Annotated in this window: 16 protein-coding genes; 12 read left to right on the forward strand and 4 right to left on the reverse strand. The window is 62.2% G+C overall.

The window, feature by feature from the left end:
* Window positions 1-150: 150 nt before the first annotated feature.
* Window positions 151-993 carry an oxidoreductase gene (locus H145_RS0108150; protein WP_019947650.1) on the reverse strand — a complete coding sequence of 281 codons (843 nt, stop codon included), beginning with the start codon at window positions 991-993 and terminating at the stop codon, window positions 151-153.
* A 215-nt stretch (window positions 994-1208) separates the two neighbouring features.
* Between H145_RS0108150 and guaB the strand changes: the two genes are divergently transcribed.
* The 8 genes from guaB to H145_RS20505 all read left to right on the forward strand — a co-directional run bounded on the left by guaB (window position 1209) and on the right by H145_RS20505 (window position 11601).
* The gene (gene guaB, locus H145_RS0108155) at window positions 1209-2681 is read left to right on the forward strand and encodes an IMP dehydrogenase (protein ID WP_019947651.1); all 1473 of its coding nucleotides are present in this window, start codon (window positions 1209-1211) and stop codon (window positions 2679-2681) included.
* 209 nt (window positions 2682-2890) lie between these two features.
* Window positions 2891-4984: a PP2C family protein-serine/threonine phosphatase gene (locus H145_RS20500; protein ID WP_083937724.1), complete on the forward strand. Its 2094-nt coding sequence runs from the start codon at window positions 2891-2893 to the stop codon at window positions 4982-4984.
* Window positions 4985-4998: 14 nt separating this feature from the next.
* On the forward strand, window positions 4999-5328 hold the full coding sequence (locus tag H145_RS0108165) for an STAS domain-containing protein (RefSeq protein ID WP_019947653.1): 330 nt from the start codon (window positions 4999-5001) through the stop codon (window positions 5326-5328).
* A 35-nt stretch (window positions 5329-5363) separates the two neighbouring features.
* Window positions 5364-5777 (forward strand): ATP-binding protein, encoded by a 414-nt coding sequence (locus H145_RS0108170; RefSeq protein ID WP_019947654.1) that lies wholly within the window; start codon window positions 5364-5366, stop codon window positions 5775-5777.
* Window positions 5778-5904: 127 nt separating this feature from the next.
* Window positions 5905-8214, forward strand: coding sequence for a peptidylprolyl isomerase (locus H145_RS0108175; RefSeq protein WP_019947655.1), 2310 nt, complete (start codon window positions 5905-5907; stop codon window positions 8212-8214).
* A 404-nt stretch (window positions 8215-8618) separates the two neighbouring features.
* On the forward strand, window positions 8619-9956 hold the full coding sequence (locus H145_RS0108180) for a peptidylprolyl isomerase (RefSeq protein WP_019947656.1): 1338 nt from the start codon (window positions 8619-8621) through the stop codon (window positions 9954-9956).
* 131 nt (window positions 9957-10087) lie between these two features.
* On the forward strand, window positions 10088-11050 hold the full coding sequence (locus tag H145_RS0108185; protein ID WP_019947657.1) for an AAA family ATPase: 963 nt from the start codon (window positions 10088-10090) through the stop codon (window positions 11048-11050).
* Between the two features lie 104 nt (window positions 11051-11154).
* Window positions 11155-11601, forward strand: coding sequence for a hypothetical protein (locus tag H145_RS20505; protein WP_019947658.1), 447 nt, complete (start codon window positions 11155-11157; stop codon window positions 11599-11601).
* 219 nt (window positions 11602-11820) lie between these two features.
* Here the strand turns inward: H145_RS20505 and H145_RS0108195 are convergent, their stop codons facing one another.
* A complete protein-coding gene (locus H145_RS0108195; RefSeq protein ID WP_019947659.1) occupies window positions 11821-12705 on the reverse strand; it encodes an SDR family NAD(P)-dependent oxidoreductase in 885 nt (294 codons plus the stop codon).
* Between the two features lie 216 nt (window positions 12706-12921).
* Between H145_RS0108195 and H145_RS22690 the strand changes: the two genes are divergently transcribed.
* On the forward strand, window positions 12922-13491 hold the full coding sequence (locus H145_RS22690; RefSeq protein ID WP_019947660.1) for a GNAT family N-acetyltransferase: 570 nt from the start codon (window positions 12922-12924) through the stop codon (window positions 13489-13491).
* A gap of 130 nt (window positions 13492-13621) precedes the next feature.
* On the opposite strand, the gene H145_RS0108210 is transcribed toward H145_RS22690, so the two are convergent.
* Window positions 13622-14815, reverse strand: a complete 1194-nt coding sequence (locus H145_RS0108210) for a hypothetical protein (RefSeq protein ID WP_019947661.1) — start codon at window positions 14813-14815, stop codon at window positions 13622-13624.
* 186 nt (window positions 14816-15001) lie between these two features.
* Between H145_RS0108210 and recA the strand changes: the two genes are divergently transcribed.
* The 3 genes from recA to H145_RS0108225 all read left to right on the forward strand — a co-directional run bounded on the left by recA (window position 15002) and on the right by H145_RS0108225 (window position 18274).
* Complete coding sequence (gene recA, locus H145_RS0108215; protein WP_019947662.1) at window positions 15002-16159, forward strand: recombinase RecA; 1158 nt, start codon at window positions 15002-15004, stop codon at window positions 16157-16159.
* Between the two features lie 218 nt (window positions 16160-16377).
* On the forward strand, window positions 16378-17211 hold the full coding sequence (locus H145_RS0108220; RefSeq protein WP_019947663.1) for a DUF3108 domain-containing protein: 834 nt from the start codon (window positions 16378-16380) through the stop codon (window positions 17209-17211).
* 352 nt (window positions 17212-17563) lie between these two features.
* A complete protein-coding gene (locus H145_RS0108225; RefSeq protein ID WP_051102988.1) occupies window positions 17564-18274 on the forward strand; it encodes a response regulator transcription factor in 711 nt (236 codons plus the stop codon).
* Between the two features lie 121 nt (window positions 18275-18395).
* Here the strand turns inward: H145_RS0108225 and H145_RS0108230 are convergent.
* Window positions 18396-18679, reverse strand: a 284-nt coding sequence (locus H145_RS0108230; RefSeq protein WP_157541375.1) for a transposase, incomplete at its 5' end; no start/stop codon positions are given.

An 18679-nucleotide genomic window follows, 5' to 3' on the forward strand; every position in this document is an offset into this window, starting at 1 on the left:
CAAGCTGCAAGCGGCAAGCTACCCGGCTGTCATCCTGAGCGCAGCGAAGGACCTTACCACGCTGGAACGGCCGTAATAACGGCTCGTCTTCACGTGATAAGGTCCTTCGCGTTGCTCAGGATGACAGTTGGGCAGCTTGTAGCTTGCAGCTTAAGCAGGGAAATCCGCCGAGTTGCCGGTTTCTTCTACTTCGGCCAGCTCTTTTACCAGGTCCGTGAACTTCTCGCGGGCGCCTTTGACGGCGGCTTTGCCCAGCGGCAGGTGCAGGGGCGCGTCGCCGTCGGCGTGCACGAGGTCGTACATGATTTGGGCGGCGCGGTCGGGGTCGCCGGGCTGGCTGCCACTGTAGCTCTGGATGCCCTTCAGGTTCTCGCCCACGGTGGCGCGGTAGTCCTCAATGGCCGTATCGACGTAGGTGGCCGAGGCGCCCGCCCACTCGGTGCGGAAGCCGCTGGGCTCGATGTTGGTGACCTTGATGCCGAGCGGCTTCACCTGCTGAGCCAGGCTTTCGCCGATGGCTTCGAGGGCGAATTTGCTGGCGTTGTACACGCCCACGCCGGGGAAGGTTTTCAGCCCCCCAATGCTGGTGATGTTGAGCACGTGGCCGCTTTTCCGCTCGCGCAGGTGGGGCAGCACGGCCCGCAGCACGTGCAGTGGCCCGAACACGTTCACGTCGAACTGGCGGCGAACTTCCTCGGCCTCGATTTCCTCGATGCTGCCCAGCGAGCCGTAGCCCGCGTTGTTCACAATCACATCGAGGTGGCCGAGCTTGCTGATGGCGTCGGCAATGGCCTGTTTTACCTGGGCCTCGTCGGTTACTTCCATCACGAAGCCGAAGCCCTGGCCGTTGGCCTTTTTGGTGAACTCGTCGGCCTGCGCCTGCTGGCGGAAAGTAGCGGCCACTTTATCGCCTTTTTCGAGCAGTAAATCGGCCAGTGAGGCGCCGAAACCGGAGCTGACGCCGGTAATAAACCAGTTTTTGGTAGTTGCCATGGGTTGAAATTGATACGGAACCGCCGTGCCGGAGTGGCGCGGCTGGGGCTTATAACTGCCGGGGCGGGCCGCAGGTTTTGCCGCTGCTGCTTTAGCGGCGGCAGCAGCTTTTTTTACGGTCTTTTCCTGGCAACCAAACCCGACTATAATTCAAAACCCAACTTTGCGCCCTAACTTTGACCCGCAACAAGCCACCTTCTAACCTTCTTGTTGCCATGGCCGACCACACCGCCAAAATTGCCTTCGAGGCCCTGACCTACGACGATGTGCTGCTGCTACCCGGCTACTCCGAGGTGTTGCCCCGCGACGTTGACCCCGGCAGCCAGCTCACCCGCCGCATCCGCCTGCAACTACCCTTCGTATCGGCGGCCATGGACACGGTAACCGAGGCCGAAATGGCCATTGCCCTGGCCCAGGAAGGCGGCATCGGCATCATCCACAAAAACATGAGCATCCGGGCCCAGGCCGAGCTGGTGCGCCGCGTGAAACGCTCGGAGAGCGGCATGATTCTCGACCCGTTCACGCTCACCGAAACCGCCACCCTGGCCGAGGCCAAGCAGCTGATGCGCGAGCACAACATCGGCGGCATCCCCATTATTGATGAGCAGCGCCACCTGAAGGGCATCCTCACCAACCGCGACCTGCGCTTCGAGAAGGACATGAGCCGGCCGGTGCGCGAGGTGATGACGGCCACGCCGCTGGTAACGGCCACGGCCGGCACCGAGTTGGCCGCCGCCGAGGACATTCTGCAGGATTCCAAAGTCGAAAAGCTGCCCGTTATCGATATGGAAGGCCGGCTGGTGGGCCTCATTACCTACAAAGACATCCGCAAGCGCCGCCGCACGCCCAACGCCTGCAAAGACGAGCTGGGCCGCCTGATGGTGGGCGCTGCCGTGGGCGTCACGGCCGATTTGGCCGAGCGCGTAACGGCCCTGGTAGAAGCCGGCGTGGACGTTATCAGCGTAGACACGGCCCACGGCCACAGCAAGGGCGTGCTCGACGCCGTGCGCAACCTCAAGCAGCAGTTCCCCGACCTCGAAATCATTGCCGGCAACGTGGCTACCGCCGAAGGTGCCCGCGCCCTGGCCGACGCCGGCGCCGACGCCGTGAAGGTGGGCGTAGGCCCCGGCAGCATCTGCACCACCCGCATCGTGGCCGGCATTGGCGTTCCGCAGCTGTCGGCCGTGCTCGAAGCCGCCCGCGGCCTCGAAGGCACCGGCGTGCCGGTTATTGCCGATGGCGGCATCAAATACTCGGGCGACGTGGTGAAGGCGCTGGCGGCCGGCGCCAGCACCGTGATGATTGGCTCGCTGCTGGCCGGTACCGACGAGGCGCCCGGCGAAATGACGCTGTTTGAAGGCCGCAAGTACAAAACCTACCGCGGCATGGGCTCGGTGGAAGCCATGGAAGAAGGCAGCAAGGACCGCTACTTCCAGGACGCCGAAGACGACGTGAAGAAGCTCGTGCCGGAAGGAATTGTGGGCCGCGTAGCCTACAAAGGGCTGGCCGCCGAAGTGCTTTACCAGCTCACGGGCGGCCTGCGCGCCGGCATGGGCTACTGCGGCGCCGCCACCATCGAAGCGCTGCAAACGGCCCGCTTCGTGCGCATTACCGGGGCCGGCCTGCGCGAGTCGCACCCCCACGACGTGCAGATTACCCGCGAGGCGCCTAACTATAGCAGCCGCTAACAACGCCCGGCGACGGTTTGGGCGGGCACCCCGGAGGCTGAACTCCGGGGTGCCTGTTTGTTCAGCCAGTTGGTGGCCCGCGCCGCCGGGCGGTACTGCCGTTGCTGGCGGCCGGTTTGGCCTGCTAACGGCGCGCCGCGTATCTTGTCCTCCTGTTTCTTTCCGCCGGCCGCCTTTTCCGGGTTGGCTGTTCCTTTCTTCGAGTCTGCATGGGTGTTCCTCGGAAGCCTTTTTCCCTGCTGTCTGTTGGCGTGCTGCTGAGCTGGCTGGCCTTGCTGGCGGCGGCGCTGCTGTACGCGCACCCGGGCCTGGGCGGCGTGCAGCTGGCCCCCTCCAGCGGGCTGGTGCTGGTGCTGCAGGCCCTGTTCACGGCGCTTGTATTTCTGCATGAGCGCAACACGGCCGAGCGGCTGCGGGGCGTCGATTTTATTGGGTTGCTGCGGCGGTTGCTGCTGGGGCCGGCGCTGCTGGCTGTGGCTGGCGCGGGCCTGCACCAGCTGCTGCTGGCGCTGGCCCCCGGGTTTGGGCCCGATTCGGTGGCGCATACGGCTTTTTACACCCTCAATGTAGGGTTGTTTGTACTGCTGCTGGCCCGCACCAACTATGCTTGGCGGGCGCTGGTGCTGTTTCGGGGCTCCGAGCGGCTGCGGCGGCAGTGGGTGTGGTTCGAGGTGCTGCTCGGCGCCACGCTGCTGCTGCGCCTGCTGCCCTACGCGCCGCCCATCGGCCTGTCGTCGGCGCTGCTGGGGGTGCTGGCAGCCTATGGCGCCTACCTGAGTGGCCGCCAGAAGTGGGTGGCCTACCTCAGCCGCCGCCAGAAAATTGAGGCCGTGCTGCTGCAGCTGGCCATCATTGGGGTGATGAGCGTGTTCGTGGCCTACTTCCTCTACACCAAGGCGGCCTTCCGGCTGGTGGGGCCCGCGCCGCAGAACGCGTTTCTGCTGCTCAACGCCTTTTTCGCGGGTTTTTATGCGTTGATGGGGTTACTGGTTACGCTGTTCAACCTGCCCACGGCGGGCGTTTTCGAGCAGAAGCGCGAGGAGATTCTGAGCATGCAGCGCCTCACCCAGCTTATCCAGCGGGGCCAGACCACGACCGAGGTGTACCAGATGTTCTTCGACTCGGCCATCCAGACCACCCGCGCCGATGCCGCCTGGCTGCATATCGACGCCATCGACGACGAAGACCGCCTCGACCTGTACCACCGGCTGTCAGCCGAACAGGCCGCGCCCATCCGCGAGCTGCTGGCCGAGTTCAACCTGGGCAACCTAGAGTATTTCAACAACGATTTGGTGGGCAGCAGTTTTCGTCGCCTGCAGCTGCCGTTTGGCTCACTGATGGTGATGCCGCTCGGTTCCAGCAAGCGGCAATACGGCAACATCTATCTGCTGCAGGAAGCCGCCCAGGCCTTCGACCGCGAGAGCCTGAGCATTCTGCAGACCTTCGCCAGCCAGGCGGTGCTCAGCATCGAAAACCTGCAGCTCATTCAGGCCTCGCTGCACACCCAGCGCGTGCAGGACGAGCTCAAAATTGCCTCGGCCGTGCAGGACAGCCTGATTCCGAAAAACCTGCCGATTGACAACTGGTTCGAAATCAGCTCCTACGCCGTGGCGGCCACCGAAGTGGGCGGCGACTTCTACGACTTCCTGCACCTGCCGGGCCGCCGGCTGGCTGTGCTCATCGGCGACGTAAGCGGCAAGGGCGTGACGGCCGCCTTCCACGTGGCCCAGATGAAGGGCATTTTCCATGCGCTGATGCAGGAAAACCCGCTGGCCCGCAACGAGCGGGAGAAATTCCCGGTGCCCAGTCAGTTCATGACCCAGGCCAACCGTGCGCTGGGCCGCTGCCTCGAAAAGTCGGCCTTCATCACGGCTTCGCTCTATATCATTGATTATGAGCACGGCGGCTTCGTGTTTGCCCGCGCCGGCCACTGCCACACGCTGTACTATCATTCCATCAAGGAGGAAGTTTCCTACTTCCAGACGCCCGGGCTGGGGCTGGGCATTATCCGCCACGACGGCTACGAGAAGCACATCAAAAACCAGTTCTACGATTACAACCCCGGCGACGTGATGGTGATTTACACCGACGGCATCGTGGAGGCCCGCGACGCGGCCCAGGAAGAGTACGGCGAGGAGCGCCTGCAACGCCTGCTCGAAGCCTCCTACTACCTCAACGCCGACCAGATTAAGGCGCACATCCTGGCCGATTTGCACGAGTTCAGCAAGGGCCAGCCCATGCACGACGACCAGACGCTGCTGGTCATTAAATTCCGGTCGGCCCAACCTGAGACCGGGCTTTAACGTAGCTTCAAGCCATGAAAATAACGCAACACGCCACCGACACCACGCTCACGCTGGCCCTCAACGGCGAGCTGGACGCCAGCTCTTCCGTTCTGCTCGACACGGAACTCAGCAAGCCCGAAATCCTGCGCACCCAGAAAGTGCTCATCGATTGCCAGCAGCTCAACTACATTTCCTCGGCCGGCCTGGGCGTGTTCATCTCGCACCTGCAGACGTTTCAGGACGCCAACGTGAAGCTGGTGTTCTTCAATATGCAGGAAAAAGTGCGCAACGTATTTGAGATACTGGGCCTCGATTCGCTGATGACCATTGTGCCCTCGGAAGCCGACGCCGCCGCCGTTTGAGTTCACTTTCCTGATTTTGCCCGTACCGCCAAGGCATGCAACACGCCATTCGTATTAGCTGCAACCGTCGCAACCTGAAGGTGGTGCGCGACTTCGTGGCCGATTATCTGGCCGGGCAGCAGCTGTCGGAGGTCGTGGTGAATCAGCTGATTCTGGCCGTGGATGAGGTGGTGGCCAACTTCATCATCCACTCCAATGCCGAGGACGAAAAGCAGTTTCTGGATGTGCGCGTAGATGTGCACAACCGCGAGCTGGGCTTCGAGATTGAGGATGGCACCGTGTCGGGTTTCTCGCCCGGGCCCTACCAGGAGCCCGATTTGCGCGAATTTGTGCGGGTGGGCAAAAAGGGCGGCGTGGGCATGATGCTCGTCAACCGCATCATGGACCGGGTGGAGTACAGCACGAGTGGCGAGCATACCATCTGCCGCCTCTACAAGACGCTGGCCTGAGCCGGCGCGGCGGCGCGGGCAGCCGGTTCCGGCCGCCGGGAAAAAATCCGTAAAATTGTAGTTCACCCCGCGCCTGGGCCCTTGGTCCGGCGCGCAACTACGCCCGCCGATTCCCTTCTTTCTTCGTATGCACCACCGTTTTTTGTTTGCCGGCACTGCTGCGGCTGCCCTTCTGGCCGGGTGCCAGGCCACCAAACCCGCCGCTAGCACCCCTACGGCCGCCGTCGAAACCCTGGGCACCACCGCCGTTCCGGCCTCGGAGTTTGCCTACGTGTACCGCAAGAACAACGCCTCCGACCCCGGCTTCGGCACCAAGGCCAGCGTGGAGGAGTACCTCGACCTCTACACCAACTTCAAGCTGAAGGTGCTGGCCGCCGAGCAGCGCGGCCTTGATACCACCCAGGCCTTCCGGCAGGAGCTGGCGGGCTACAAGCAGCAGCTGGCCCAGCCCTACCTGACAGAGAAAAGCGTAACCGACCAGCTCGTGCGCGAGGCCTACGACCGCCTGAGCAAGGAAATCAGTGCCTCGCACCTGCTGGTGAGCGTGGCGCCCGATGCCGCTCCCAAAGACACGCTGGCCGCTTATGAGAAGGCCCTGAACCTGCGCCGCCGCGTAACGGAAGGCGGCGAAGATTTCAACGCCGTGGCCCGCGAAAACTCCGACGACCCCTCGGCGCGCGGCGCCAGTGGCAACGGCGGCAAGCTGGGCTACTTCACGGCCATGCAGATGGTGTACCCCTTCGAGTCGGCAGCTTATGCCACGGCGGCCGGGCAGGTGTCGCAGCCGGTGCGCACCCGCTTCGGCTACCACCTGATTAAGGTGGACAACGTGCGGCCCGCGCAGGGCGAAATCAAGGTGGCCCACCTCATGATCCGCACCAAGCCCGACATGCCCGCCGCCGACTCGGCTACGGCCAAAAAGAAGGTGGACGAGCTGTACGCCCGCCTGCGCCGGGGCGAGAACTGGGACAAGCTGGTGCGGCAGTTTTCGGAGGATGCCGGCTCGGCGCCCAACGGCGGCGAGCTGCCGGCCTTCAGCACCGGCCGCATGATTCCTTCTTTCGAGGAAGCCGCGTTCAAGCTGCAGCAGCCCGGCGACATTGCCCCGCCCGTGCAGACGCCCTACGGCTGGCACATCATCAAGCTGACTGAAAAGCAGCCCGTGCCGTCGTTTGAGGCCATGGAGCCCACGCTCAAAAGCAAGGTGTCCAAGGATTCGCGCTCCGAGCTCAACCGGGCCGCCTTCCTCAAGCGCGTGCGCCGCGAAAACAACTTCGTAGAAATTCCGGCCGTGAAGGAGTACGTGCTGGCCAAGGCCGATACCTCGCTGGTGCAGGGCCGATTTGCCTACTCGGCGCCGGCCGCCGCCACGGGCAAGGCCGGCAAGAACATCACCGACAACTCGGCCCTGTTCACCATTCAGGGCCAGCCCTACCTGGTAAAGGATTTCCTGACTTACGCCCAGCAAAGCCAGCGCCCGCGTGCCGGTGCCGAGCCACGCTTCGCCATGCAGCAGCTCTACGACCAGTACGTGGACCAGCGCCTGACCGAGTTCGAGAAGGCCAACCTCGAAAACAAGTACGAGGACTACCGGATGCTGGTAAAAGAGTACCGCGACGGGATTCTGCTGTTCCAGCTGATGGATGAGAAGGTGTGGAGCAAGGCCATCGAGGACACGGTGGGCCTGCAGCAGTTCTTCGCCGCCAACCAGGCCAACTACCAGTGGGGCCCGCGGGTGCAGGCCACCGTCATCAGCGCCGCCACGCCCCAGTTGCGCAACCAGGCCCAGCAATATATGGCGGTGGGCCGCTACCAGCTGAAAGCCGACCTGCCCGCCCCCGTCGCCTTCCGCACCGGCTCGGCCGACCTGCCCGCCAGTAACCAGGCCCTCGACGAGCTGGCTTTCCGCCTCGAAGCCGATGAAACCCTGACCCTGAATGCGGTGGGCCGGGTGAAGAAAGGGGAAACGCCGGCCCTGGCGCGTCGGCGCGCCGACCGCGTAGTGGCTTACCTGCGGAGCAAAAGCATTGCCGCCGACCGCCTGCGCGCCACGGCCGAGCCGCGCGCTGGCGCCGCCGGCCAAGTGCGCTTCGAGTTGACCACCACCAGCCCGGCCGCGCTGGAGGCCATGCTCAACGAGAAAAATCCGCTGGCCGTGCAGATTCAGCAGCGCAGCTTTGCCAAGGGTGAAAGCAAGGCCGCCGACCAGTTTATGGACAAGGCGCCCGGCGTGTACCAGACCGAGCTGGACGGCCGCTACTACACCGTCGTCATCGATAAGCAGCTGCCCGCCGGTCCCAAGGCCCTGAACGAAGCCCGCGGCCAGGCCACTTCCGACTACCAGAACTTCCTGGAAAAAGAGTGGTTGGAGCAGCTCAAGGCCCAGAATCCGGTAAAAATCAACCGCAGCGAAGTCGACAAGCTGATAACCAAGTAAAGTCCGGTAGGCCGTGCCGCCATTTGTCATCCTGAGCATTCCGCGAATTGAGCGGCGACGAAGGACCTATACAGAAGGTAGTTTTTGATGTTAGACTCTGTACAGGTCCTTCGTCGCCGCTCAATTCGCGGAATGCTCAGGATGACAAGCGGTAAAGCCCAGTAAGCGGTAGGGCCCAGCGCCGGCGCACGAATGCAACGTCGGGGCCCGAAAATGGCTCCTGTATCCAGAGCAACGCCCGGTTTTTGCCGGTGCAAGGATTTATAACGAAATTTACGGGCGGTTTTGGGCGTTGCGTCTTTTACCAACCCTTTGCCGGGCATATTGCCAGGATGGGCATTCGAACCAGATTCATGCGTATTTTTTTGCGAGTACCAGCCTGTAAGGCCCTGTTAAGCCTCACATTGCTGGTTGTTTCGGCTACGGCTGGCCACGCGCAACTCGGCGTGGGCCGCCCGGTGGGCCGTACCATGGTCGACGGCATTATTGCCAAAGTCGACAACCAGATTGTGCTGAAATCGGACCTGGAAGGCATTTACGGGCAGGAAGTGGCCCGCGCCGAGGGCAAGCCGCTGCCGCCCGATACCAAGTGTAAGATTCTGCAAAGCCTGGCGCTGAACAAGCTGCTGCTGGCCAAAGCCGAAACCGACTCGGTGGTAGTGGAAGACAGCCAGGTGAAGAACGAACTGGACCGCCGCATGGGTTATTTCGTGCAGCAGATTGGCTCCGAAAAGAAGCTGGAGGAATACTACGGCAAGCCGCTCAAGCAGATCAAGGATGAGCTGCGCCCGCAGGTAAAGGAGCAGCTGATTCAGCAGAAAATGCAGGACGAAATTGCCGGCAAGGTGTCGGTAACGCCCCGCGAGGTGCGCCAGTTCTTCAACCGCATGCCCAAAGACAGCCTGCCTTACTACTCGGCCGAGGTGGAAGTGGGCCAGATTGTGAAGGTGGCGCAGGTCAATAACAAGGTCAAGCAGGCCACCCAGGCCAAGCTCAATGAGCTGCGGGCCCGCATTCTGGCCGGCGAAGACTTCGCCACGCTGGCCAAAGAGTACTCGCAGGACCCCGGCTCGGCCGTGGAAGGCGGCTACCTGGGCTTTTTCAAGCGCCGCGAGCTGGTGCCCGAGTACGAGGCCGCCGCGCTGCGCCTGGAGCCGGGCGGCATTTCGCCGGTCGTGGAGTCGCAGTTTGGCTTCCACCTCATCCAGCTCATCGAGCGCAAAGGCGACTCGTACAGCTCGCGTCATATCCTGCTCAAGCCCGAAACCGGCACCACCGACACCAACGAGGCCTCGCTGCAGCTGGCCAAGCTGCGCCGCCAGATTATGGCCGACAGCCTGACCTTCGCCAAAGCCGCCAAGGACAACTCCGACGACAAGCTGACCAGCGGCAATGGCGGCCTGCTCCAGAACCGCCGCGACGCCAGCACCTACCTGCCCCTCGACCAGCTCGACCCGGCCATCTTCTTCACCATCGACACGATGAAAGTGGGCAGCATCAGCCCGCCCCTGCCCTACCGCACCGAGGATGGCAAGGACGCCGTACGCATTCTGTACCTGAAATCGAACAGCGCGCCCCACCAGGCCAACCTCGACGACGACTACCAGAAGATTGCCGCCGCCGCCCTCAACCAGAAGAAAAACAAAGCCCTCGACGCCTGGTTTGCCCTCAACCGCGGCACCGTCTACCTCGAAGTCGACCCCGAGTACGCCGGCTGCAAGCTGCTGAATTCGATTAATTAGAGGTGAGATTTGAGAAGTGAGAGGTGAGACTACGTTCTGGGTAGAACGATTGACTTGCCATTTCGCTTTTCCTATTGACCTGTTAGGCCAAAAATCTCACTTCTCACTTCTCAAAATCTCACCTCTCATTAATGCCCTTCGCCTCCGATAAAGAAGCCGCCGACGCGCTGGCCGCCGCCTACCAGCGGTTGCGCCGCGAGATTGGGAAAGTCATTATTGGGCAGGAAGACGTGGTGGAGCTGGTGCTGACTGCTGTTTTCTCGCAGGGCCACTGCCTGCTGGTGGGCGTGCCCGGGCTGGCCAAAACGCTGCTCATCCAGACCATTGCCGACTCGCTGGACCTCTCGTTCAACCGCGTGCAGTTCACGCCCGACCTGATGCCTTCCGACATCGTGGGCTCGGAAACGCTGAACAAGGAGCGTGACTTCCACTTCGTGCCGGGCCCGATTTTCGCCAACATTGTGCTGGCCGACGAAATCAACCGAACGCCGCCTAAAACCCAGGCGGCCCTGCTCGAAAGCATGCAGGAGTACGCCGTAACCGTCGCCGGCAAACGCTACCAACTGCCCCGCCCCTTCTTCGTGCTGGCCACCCAGAACCCCATCGAGCAGGAAGGCACCTACCCGCTGCCCGAGGCCCAGCTCGACCGGTTTATGTTCAACATCGAGCTGGGCTACCCCAGCTACGAGGCCGAGCTGCAAATCGTAAAGAACACCACTTCTAACCACCGCGTGCAGGTGGAGAAGGTGCTGCACGCCGACGAAATCCAGGCGTTCCAGCAGCTCGTGCGCCGCGTGCCGGTAGCCGACAACGTGGTGGAGTACGCCGTGGGCCTGGTGCACAAAACCCGCCCCAACACCGGCCGCGCCGCCGCCCGCGCCAGCCAGCTGCTGGAGTGGGGCGCCGGGCCCCGGGCTTCGCAGCACCTGATTGTGGGGGCCAAGTGCCACGCCCTCATCCACGGCAAATACTCGCCCGACATCGAAGACGTGCAGGCGGTGGCCCTGCCCATCCTGCGCCACCGCCTCGTGCGCAACTTCAAGGCCGAAGCCGAGGGCATCACGGTGGATCAGCTGGTGAAAGAACTCCTTTAGGTTAATTAGTAATTTTGAATTAGTAATTAAGAATTGCTCTGCTGACAGCAGCCAGTCCTTTTTCAATTATTAATTCGTAATTACTAATTATTAATTCAAAGAACATGGAAGCAGCCGGTTACTACGAGCAGTTTGAGCGCAACCTCATCATCATCCTCAGCGCCCTCGACGCGGGCCTCAACATCAGCACGACGGCCCTGAACGTGTCGTTGCCGCTGGAAGTGTACGTGCTGAGCGAGGTGCTCAACCAGGGCGGCGGCCAGTTCCGCCTTTCGGCCGACCTGGCGCCCCGCGAGCAGGTACGCGAGTTTCTGGCGCAGTTCCAGCAGCACGAGGCCCACAATGAGGCCCTGATGCAGCGCATTCTGGCCGACAAAAAGAGCTTCATGCGCACGCCCGAAGGCCGGGTGCTCACCAAGGAAATGCTCATCCGCCGCCTCGAATACTTCAACGAGGCCGCCCGCCAGGTGAACGTGATGCGCAACCAGTACGCCCTCGGCAGCCCGCCTCAGTCGCGCTCCGGCGTGGGCTTGGTGGCCCAAACCAAATAAGACCACGGATTAGCCCGTATTTTAGCGGATTTCACGGATTCTGTAGCCGGACTACAGATTAGCACGGATTTCAACGGATTGCACGGATTTTGTAGCCGGCCTACTTATCATTTTCCCATTCGCTATCCGCTAAAAGAAAAAGCCACCTCAGTTGAGGTGGCTTTTTTGATGGTCTACAAAATCCGTGCAATCCGTTAAAATCCGCGCTAATCCGTGGTCTTAGCCCATCGAAGCAGCAGCGTCTTTGCGCACTTTGGTGTTGCCTTCTTTGCTGTGCTCCAGGTCGAGGTGTTGCGGGGGTTGCTGCTTGAGGCGTGCGGGCACTTCCTCGCCCGGCAGGCTCTTGGAAATCGTCACGCCGCCATCCACGAAATAGGTGGCGCCGGTTACGTAGCTGGCTTCGTCGGAGGCCAGGAACAGGTACACGTTGGCCACTTCCTCGGGCGTGCCGCGACGGCCCAGCGGCACACCGTTCACCGTGTTTTTCTCCATTTTCGAGTTCATCGGGCCGGTTTCCTTGTGGGTCCAGGCCGTGTCGATGGGGCCGGGGCCGACGCAGTTGACGCGCACGCCGTGCTTGGCCTGCTCCACGGCCAGGCCCTTGCTGAAGGTCATCACCCAGGCCTTGGTACCGCCGTAGGGCGTAATCATGGGCGAGCCCATGTGCCCGGCCTCCGAACCGGCCGACACGATATTGCCCTTGGTTTTCTGCAGTTCGGGCAGCGCCGCCCGGCTCATCATAAACACCGAGTAGATATTGTTTTTAATCATGTACTCGAAGGCGTCGACCGGGTACTTGTCCAGTTCGGCGGTGGCCGGAAACACGCCGGCGTTGTTGATGAGGATGTCGAGCCGGCCGAACTCATCAACGGCCGCTTTTACGCAGGCTTTGGCCGTATCCTGCCGCGAAATGTCGCCGAGGTAGCCGATGGCGCGGCCGCCGCTGCTCAAAATCTCGTCGACGACCGCGCGCACCGGGTCCGAGTCGAGGCCCACGACCACTACGGCCGCGCCTTCGCGGGCAAATCGTTTACTGATGGCTTCGCCGATGCCCGAGCCGCCGCCCGTTACAATTGCTACTTTGTCCTGGAGTCTGCCTGCCATATCGGGGTTGAAATTGATAAGTGAAAAGTGAAAAAAGCGCCTGCCGGGCCGCGGCCGCGTAGAACGTCGGGGCGGTGCGCCAGCGCGGAGCACGCTTTTTGAACGACTGCCGCCGCCGCTGGTTTCCAGTGCTGAGCTTGCCCCGGCACCCGGCGCCGTTTTCCGCGGCCTGCGGGGCCATTTCCTCCCAATTCGTCGCAAATTTTACACGCCGCCTTGCCCGCCCCCGCCGCTGCTCCCGACTCTGCCCCGCGCCTCACGCCCCGCCTGCTGCTGCGGCACTACGCCCCCACCGACGCGGCGGAGTTCTTCGCCCTGATTGCCGCCAACCGGCTGCGGCTTCGGCCCTCCTTTCCGGCCCGCGAGGCCGCCGCCAGCTCCGCCGAGGCCAGCGCCCGGCTACTGGCGCAGTTCGGCCGCGACTGGCGCAGCGGCCGGCTCTACGTGCTCGGCATCTGGCACCGCCCGGATGGCCGCTACCTCGGCGACATCAGCCTCAAGCCCAACTGGAGCGCCCCCGTCACCCTCGAAATCGGGTACTACCTCGCCGCCGACGCCGAGGGCCAGGGCTACGCCCGCGAGGCGCTGGCCGCGGCTGTAGCGTTCGGCTTCGAGACACTTGGCGCCGCCCGCCTGCTCATCCGCTGCCGGCCCGACAACCCGCGCAGCGTGGCCGTTGCCGTAGCGCTGGGCTTCCAGCCGCTACCCGTGCGCCCCCGCCCCGCCTGGCTGCACCGGCTGTTGGGCAACGGCCCGCAGGTGCTGTATTATATGCTGAAGCGGTGAGATGGCGAGATGGTGAGTTCAAGGTTCTGTCATCCTGAGCGCAGCGAAGGACCTATATAGAAGGTGTCATCAGACGTTACCTGCTATATAGGTCCTTCGCTGCGCTCAGGATGACAGAACTTTAATCCCACTACTTCACCTTTCCGAGCAGCCATTCCTGGCGGAAGTTCAGGTACACGCCGAAGGAGAAATCGGTGGTTTTCTGCTGGAAATCATACACCGGCTCGGCGCGCACGGTGAGGGCCGCGGCGTCGCCGAGCGGGAAGTCGCGCAGCAGGCGCAGAAACAGCAGGCGACGGTGCGGCTCGACGTAACCGGGGTTGGCCACGGTGCGCGAGGCCGACTGGTACAGGTCGCCGCCCAGGGGCGAGAGGAACTGCTGGCCCTGCCAGTAGCTGAGCATCACGTTCAGGTAGCGGGTTTCGGCAGTGGCGTTGAGGTAGAGGCCGGCGCCGCGCTTGTAGGGCAGCTCGTAGGTAAACGACTTATCGTAGAAACCCACCCCGTAGGCCTGCAGGCGCAACGCCGTCGGGCGGCCGGGCAGTTGGTAGCGGGCTTCGAGGCCGGTGGCGCCGTTGAACAGGGTTTGCAACGGCCTATCAATGGTATCAATCTGGCCGCCGCGGTGGGTGGCGGTGAACTGCACCGGCAGCGTGAGCAGCAACGGGCTGCCTTCGGGCGTAAGGCGCACGGTGGCGCTCAGTCCGCCGGCAATTTCCTCCTGAAAATTGCTGAAGCGGTACTGCTGCCGCTGCCAGTCCACCCACACATCGAGCAGCGCCAACCGGGTGCCGTGGTAGCGGTACTGCAGGCCTTCTTCGAGCGGCCGCAACATCACGCGCTCGAAGTTGAACAGCGGCTCGATATAGCCATGGTTGAGGTGTGGCCGGATATTGCCCAGCGTGATTTCGTGCGGCCCTTTGGTGTAGGTGGCCCGGAACGTGGGGCGCACCTGCCGCAGCCGCGCCGTGCCGAAATCCTTCCACAGCAGCACGCCGCCTTCGAGCCGCAGGTTGGCCGTGGGGTTATAGGCCAGCTGCGGGTTGAGCTGGGTGCCAAACAGCGTGTAGCCGTCGGCAATGGCGTTGAAATACTCGTTGTCTTTGAAGAACGTGAAGGCCCGCAGCGAGAGGCGCAGCTCGCCGGCCGCGGGGGTTTCGGCGGCGGCCAGAGGTTGGGCGGGGCCCAGAATGCCGGGTTTTCCGCGCGGGGCACCGGGCGCATCGGCCGTAAAGGCACGGTTATCAAGTTGGGCGTGCGCGGCGGGGCTGGCGGCCAGCGCCGCTAGGGCGGTCAGTATCAGGGTGCTAAAAACCGGCTTCACTTCTAAAAATCTTAGCACGAAAAAAAGCTGCTGAATCCGACGAATTTCTTTAGCATTGCGGGCACAAAATATAGCCCGGCGGCGTTACCAGATGCCAGCCCCTCCGGTAGCCCTGAATGGCTTGCACGGGCTGGCAAAAAGACTTACATTCACCAAACCTAAGCAAATTCACTTACCCCTTTTCTGATGGCCTTAAACTCCAATAAAGCCGATAAGGCTGAGAAAGCCGAAAAAGCTGACAAAGCCGATAGCAAAGACCTGACCCCGCAGCAGCAAAAGCTAAAGGCGCTTAACCTGACGCTCGAAAAGCTCGATAAGAACTACGGCAAAGGCACCGTAATGAAGCTCGACAGCAGCAAGGTGCAGGACGTCGAAGTTATCAGCACCGGCTCGCTGGGCCTCGATATTGCCCTCGGCGTGGGTGGTTTGCCCAAGGGTCGGGTGGTCGAAATCTACGGCCCCGAGTCGTCGGGTAAAACCACGCTCACCATGCACTGCATTGCCGAAGCCCAGAAGAAGGGCGGCATTGCGGCCTTCATCGACGCCGAGCACGCTTTCGACCCGGTGTACGCCCGCAAGCTCGGCATCGACACGGCCAACCTGCTCATCGCCCAGCCCGACAATGGCGAGCAGGCCCTCGAAATTGCCGACCAGCTGATTTCCAGCGGCGCCATCGACATCATCGTAATTGACTCGGTAGCTGCCCTGGTGCCCAAAGGCGAGTTGGAAGGCGACATGGGTGACTCGAAAGTGGGTCTGCACGCCCGCCTGATGAGCCAAGCCCTGCGCAAGCTCACCGGCACCATCAACAAAACCGGCTGCTGCTGCATTTTCATCAACCAGCTGCGCGAGAAAATCGGCGTGATGTTCGGCTCGCCCGAAACCACCACCGGTGGTAACGCGCTCAAGTTCTATGCCTCGGTGCGCCTCGACATTCGTCGGATTGGCCAGATCAAGGAAGACAAGGACAACATTACCGGCAACCGCACCAAGGTGAAGGTGGCCAAGAACAAGGTGGCTCCGCCGTTCAAGGTGATTGAGTTCGACATCATCTACGGCGAAGGCATTTCCAAAGTGGGCGAAATCCTCGACCTCGGCGTGGATATGGGCATTATTGCCAAGTCAGGCTCGTGGTTCAGCTACGACGGCAACCGCCTCGGCCAGGGCCGCGAGGGGGTGAAAACCATTCTGCAGGACAACCCCGAGCTAGCCGACAAAATCGAAGCCCAGATTCGGGCCAAGGTGAAGGGCAACCCCGAGGAGGCCCTCGCCGCCCTCGACGAGGACCGCACCATCGACGCCGAAGAGGCGCTGGAGCCCGTAGAAGCCGAGGACGAAGCGTAAGCGCCTCTGCCTGCGGCATAAGTAAAAAGCTTCTCCGGCAACGGAGAAGCTTTTTTTGTGGCCGACCACCAGGCGGGTGCCGGCCGGGCGTCGGGGTTAAATCCATACGCGGCGCGCGGCCGTTAAATAAGACCGAGTTTCAGGCCTGCTCAAAACCGAGTACCTTTACTGGCACCGCATTTGAGATGAACCGGCCGAATCACCGTTTCTACTTGCTTATGTTTCTCCGCCGCTGGCTTCTGCTTCCTGTTTTTCTGGGTGTTCTGTTTATTGGTCTGGCCGCTTTCGGCCCCGCCAGCACGGTTTCCCGCTCGATGGGCAACACGAGCTTCGAGCGGGGCGAAACCCTGCACTACAAGGTGCATTACGGCCTGATTAACGCGGCCGAGGCGGTGATTGAGCTCGACGACAACGTGCACCGCGTGAACGACCGGCCCTGCTACCGGGCCACCGTTACGGGCCGCACCACCGGCTCGTTCGACTACTTCCTGCGCATCCGCGACACTTGGCGCTCCTACATCGACACGACCAGCATCCTGCCGCACCGCTTCTACCGCAACATCGAGGAAAACAACTACCGCAAGCGCGAAACCGTTGATTTCGACCACCAGCGCGACGTGGCCAACGTGGAGAGCTACAAGAAGAACAAGAACGACGTGAAGCGCGGCACCTTTAAAGTGCCGGCCAACGTGCAGGACATCGTCAGCGGCTTTTACTACCTGCGCACGCTCAACTACGATTTACGCCGGCCCGGCGAGGTAATCCGGGTGCAGGGCTTCTTCGATGAGGAGATGATGTCGATGGACGTGATTTACAAGGGCCGCGAAACTGTTTCGACCAAAGCCGGCACCATCCGCGTTATCCGGCTGGTGCCCAAAATGCCCAAAAACAAGCTGTTCAAGGGCGAAAACGCGGTATCAGTCTTTCTCTCCGACGACCAGAACAAAGTGCCGGTCCTCATTCAGGCCGAAATGCTGGTCGGGGCCGTGAAAGTGGACCTCTACAAGTACAAGGGCCTGCGAAACCGGCTCAATATGGTGGCTTCGAAATGAAGCGAAGTGACAGGCGGCTCCCATTCGGGGCCGCCTTTTTTTGGCCCGTACCGGATGGCCGGCGGGTAGTGCTTACTGCTGGTTTTCCTTCTTGCTGATGCCGCCCCTCGTTGCCCCCGCCCCCCGCTGCCGCCCGATTCTGCTAGCCGCACCCGTGGCTCCGGTGGCCCGCCCAGTGGGGCTGGCCGATTTCGTGTGGCCCATTCCGAACCCGGTGCCGGCCAAGCTGCCCCGGCCGGCCCCGCTGAGCTGGCGCCGCGGCCCGGGTAACGAAACGATAACACGCCGGCAAAGCCGGCCGGCCGTACTTTTATCGGCGCGCCTGCTGTTCTACCCTAAACCGCCCCTGCCCGTGCAACCAGCCCCAACCGCCAATCCGAACCCGAACGCCTACAAAATTCTGGTAGTCGACGACGACCCCGACATTGTGGAGCTGCTCGAATACAACCTGCGCAAGGAAGGCTACACCGTGGCCAGCGCCGCCGACGGCCAGCAGGCCCTGGCGCTGGCCCCCGAGTTCGGCCCCGACATTGTGTTGCTCGACGTGATGATGCCGCACCTCGACGGCATTGCCGCCTGCCGCCAGCTGCGCGAGCAGCCCCGTTTCAAAGACACCTACATCATTTTCCTGACGGCCCGGGCCGAGGAGTTTTCGGAGGTGGCCGCCTTCGATGCCGGGGCCGACGACTTCATTGCCAAGCCCATCAAGCCCCGGGCCCTGCTCAGCCGCCTGGCCGCCTACGTGCGCCGCGACAAAGAGCCCCAGCCCGTGTCCGACACGATAGAAATCAACGGCCTCACCATCGACCGCACGGCCTTTGCCGTGTACCAGGACGGCCGCAAAATCCTGCTGCCCAAAAAGGAGTTCGAGCTGCTGGCCTTCCTGGCTTCCTCGCCCCATAAAGTATTCGGCCGCGACGAGCTGCTCCAGAACATCTGGGGCAGCGACGTATTCGTGCTGGCCCGCACCGTGGACGTGCACGTGCGCAAAGTGCGCGAGAAAGTGGGCGACCACCACATCCAGACCATCAAGGGCGTGGGCTACAAGTTCAACTCGGACTGATGTTGGAATTATGAATTTTGAATTATGAGTTTTGAATTTTGTTTAGCCAATCAAGCGGCGCCATTAGCGTCCACCCGTATAGTCCAGTTTTTTCCAGGCTCTCAATAGAGATAGAAGCTGTTTAGGAAGTAGAAGATGGGGCAATTTTGCGCAGCAACAATACGGTGAAGGCCAACCAGTGCATGGCCAGCCAGTTTTGCAAGCTGGTTTCGTAGCGCACGAGCAGGGTCTTGAAGCCGTCAAGCCAGGCGTTGAGGCGCTCAATGACCAGGCGTCGGCGGTAGAGTTCGGGGTCGAGCGGCGTGTCATCGTCGGTCTGCCAGTCGGCCGAGCGCCGTTTGCGCGGGATGTTGGCCTCGATACCGCGGCCCGCGCAGGCCTGCCGCAACCTATTGACATCAAAAG

This window comes from Hymenobacter aerophilus DSM 13606 (genome assembly GCF_000382225.1).
Classification (GTDB): Bacteria; Bacteroidota; Bacteroidia; order Cytophagales; family Hymenobacteraceae; genus Hymenobacter; species Hymenobacter aerophilus.

Bases quoted from the DNA above. Each gene is read 5' to 3' on its own strand.
- H145_RS0108175 (WP_019947655.1), top strand. From the start codon at position 5,905: ATGCACCACCGTTTTTTGTTTGCCGGCACTGCTGCGGCTGCCCTTCTG.
- H145_RS0108195 (WP_019947659.1), bottom strand. From the start codon at position 12,705: ATGGCAGGCAGACTCCAGGACAAAGTAGCAATTGTAACGGGCGGCGGC.
- H145_RS0108185 (WP_019947657.1), top strand. From the start codon at position 10,088: ATGCCCTTCGCCTCCGATAAAGAAGCCGCCGACGCGCTGGCCGCCGCC.
- H145_RS0108170 (WP_019947654.1), top strand. From the start codon at position 5,364: ATGCAACACGCCATTCGTATTAGCTGCAACCGTCGCAACCTGAAGGTG.
- recA (WP_019947662.1), top strand. From the start codon at position 15,002: ATGGCCTTAAACTCCAATAAAGCCGATAAGGCTGAGAAAGCCGAAAAA.
- H145_RS0108220 (WP_019947663.1), top strand. From the start codon at position 16,378: ATGTTTCTCCGCCGCTGGCTTCTGCTTCCTGTTTTTCTGGGTGTTCTG.
- guaB (WP_019947651.1), top strand. From the start codon at position 1,209: ATGGCCGACCACACCGCCAAAATTGCCTTCGAGGCCCTGACCTACGAC.
- H145_RS0108165 (WP_019947653.1), top strand. From the start codon at position 4,999: ATGAAAATAACGCAACACGCCACCGACACCACGCTCACGCTGGCCCTC.
- H145_RS0108150 (WP_019947650.1), bottom strand. From the start codon at position 993: ATGGCAACTACCAAAAACTGGTTTATTACCGGCGTCAGCTCCGGTTTC.
- H145_RS20505 (WP_019947658.1), top strand. From the start codon at position 11,155: ATGGAAGCAGCCGGTTACTACGAGCAGTTTGAGCGCAACCTCATCATC.
- H145_RS20500 (WP_083937724.1), top strand. From the start codon at position 2,891: ATGGGTGTTCCTCGGAAGCCTTTTTCCCTGCTGTCTGTTGGCGTGCTG.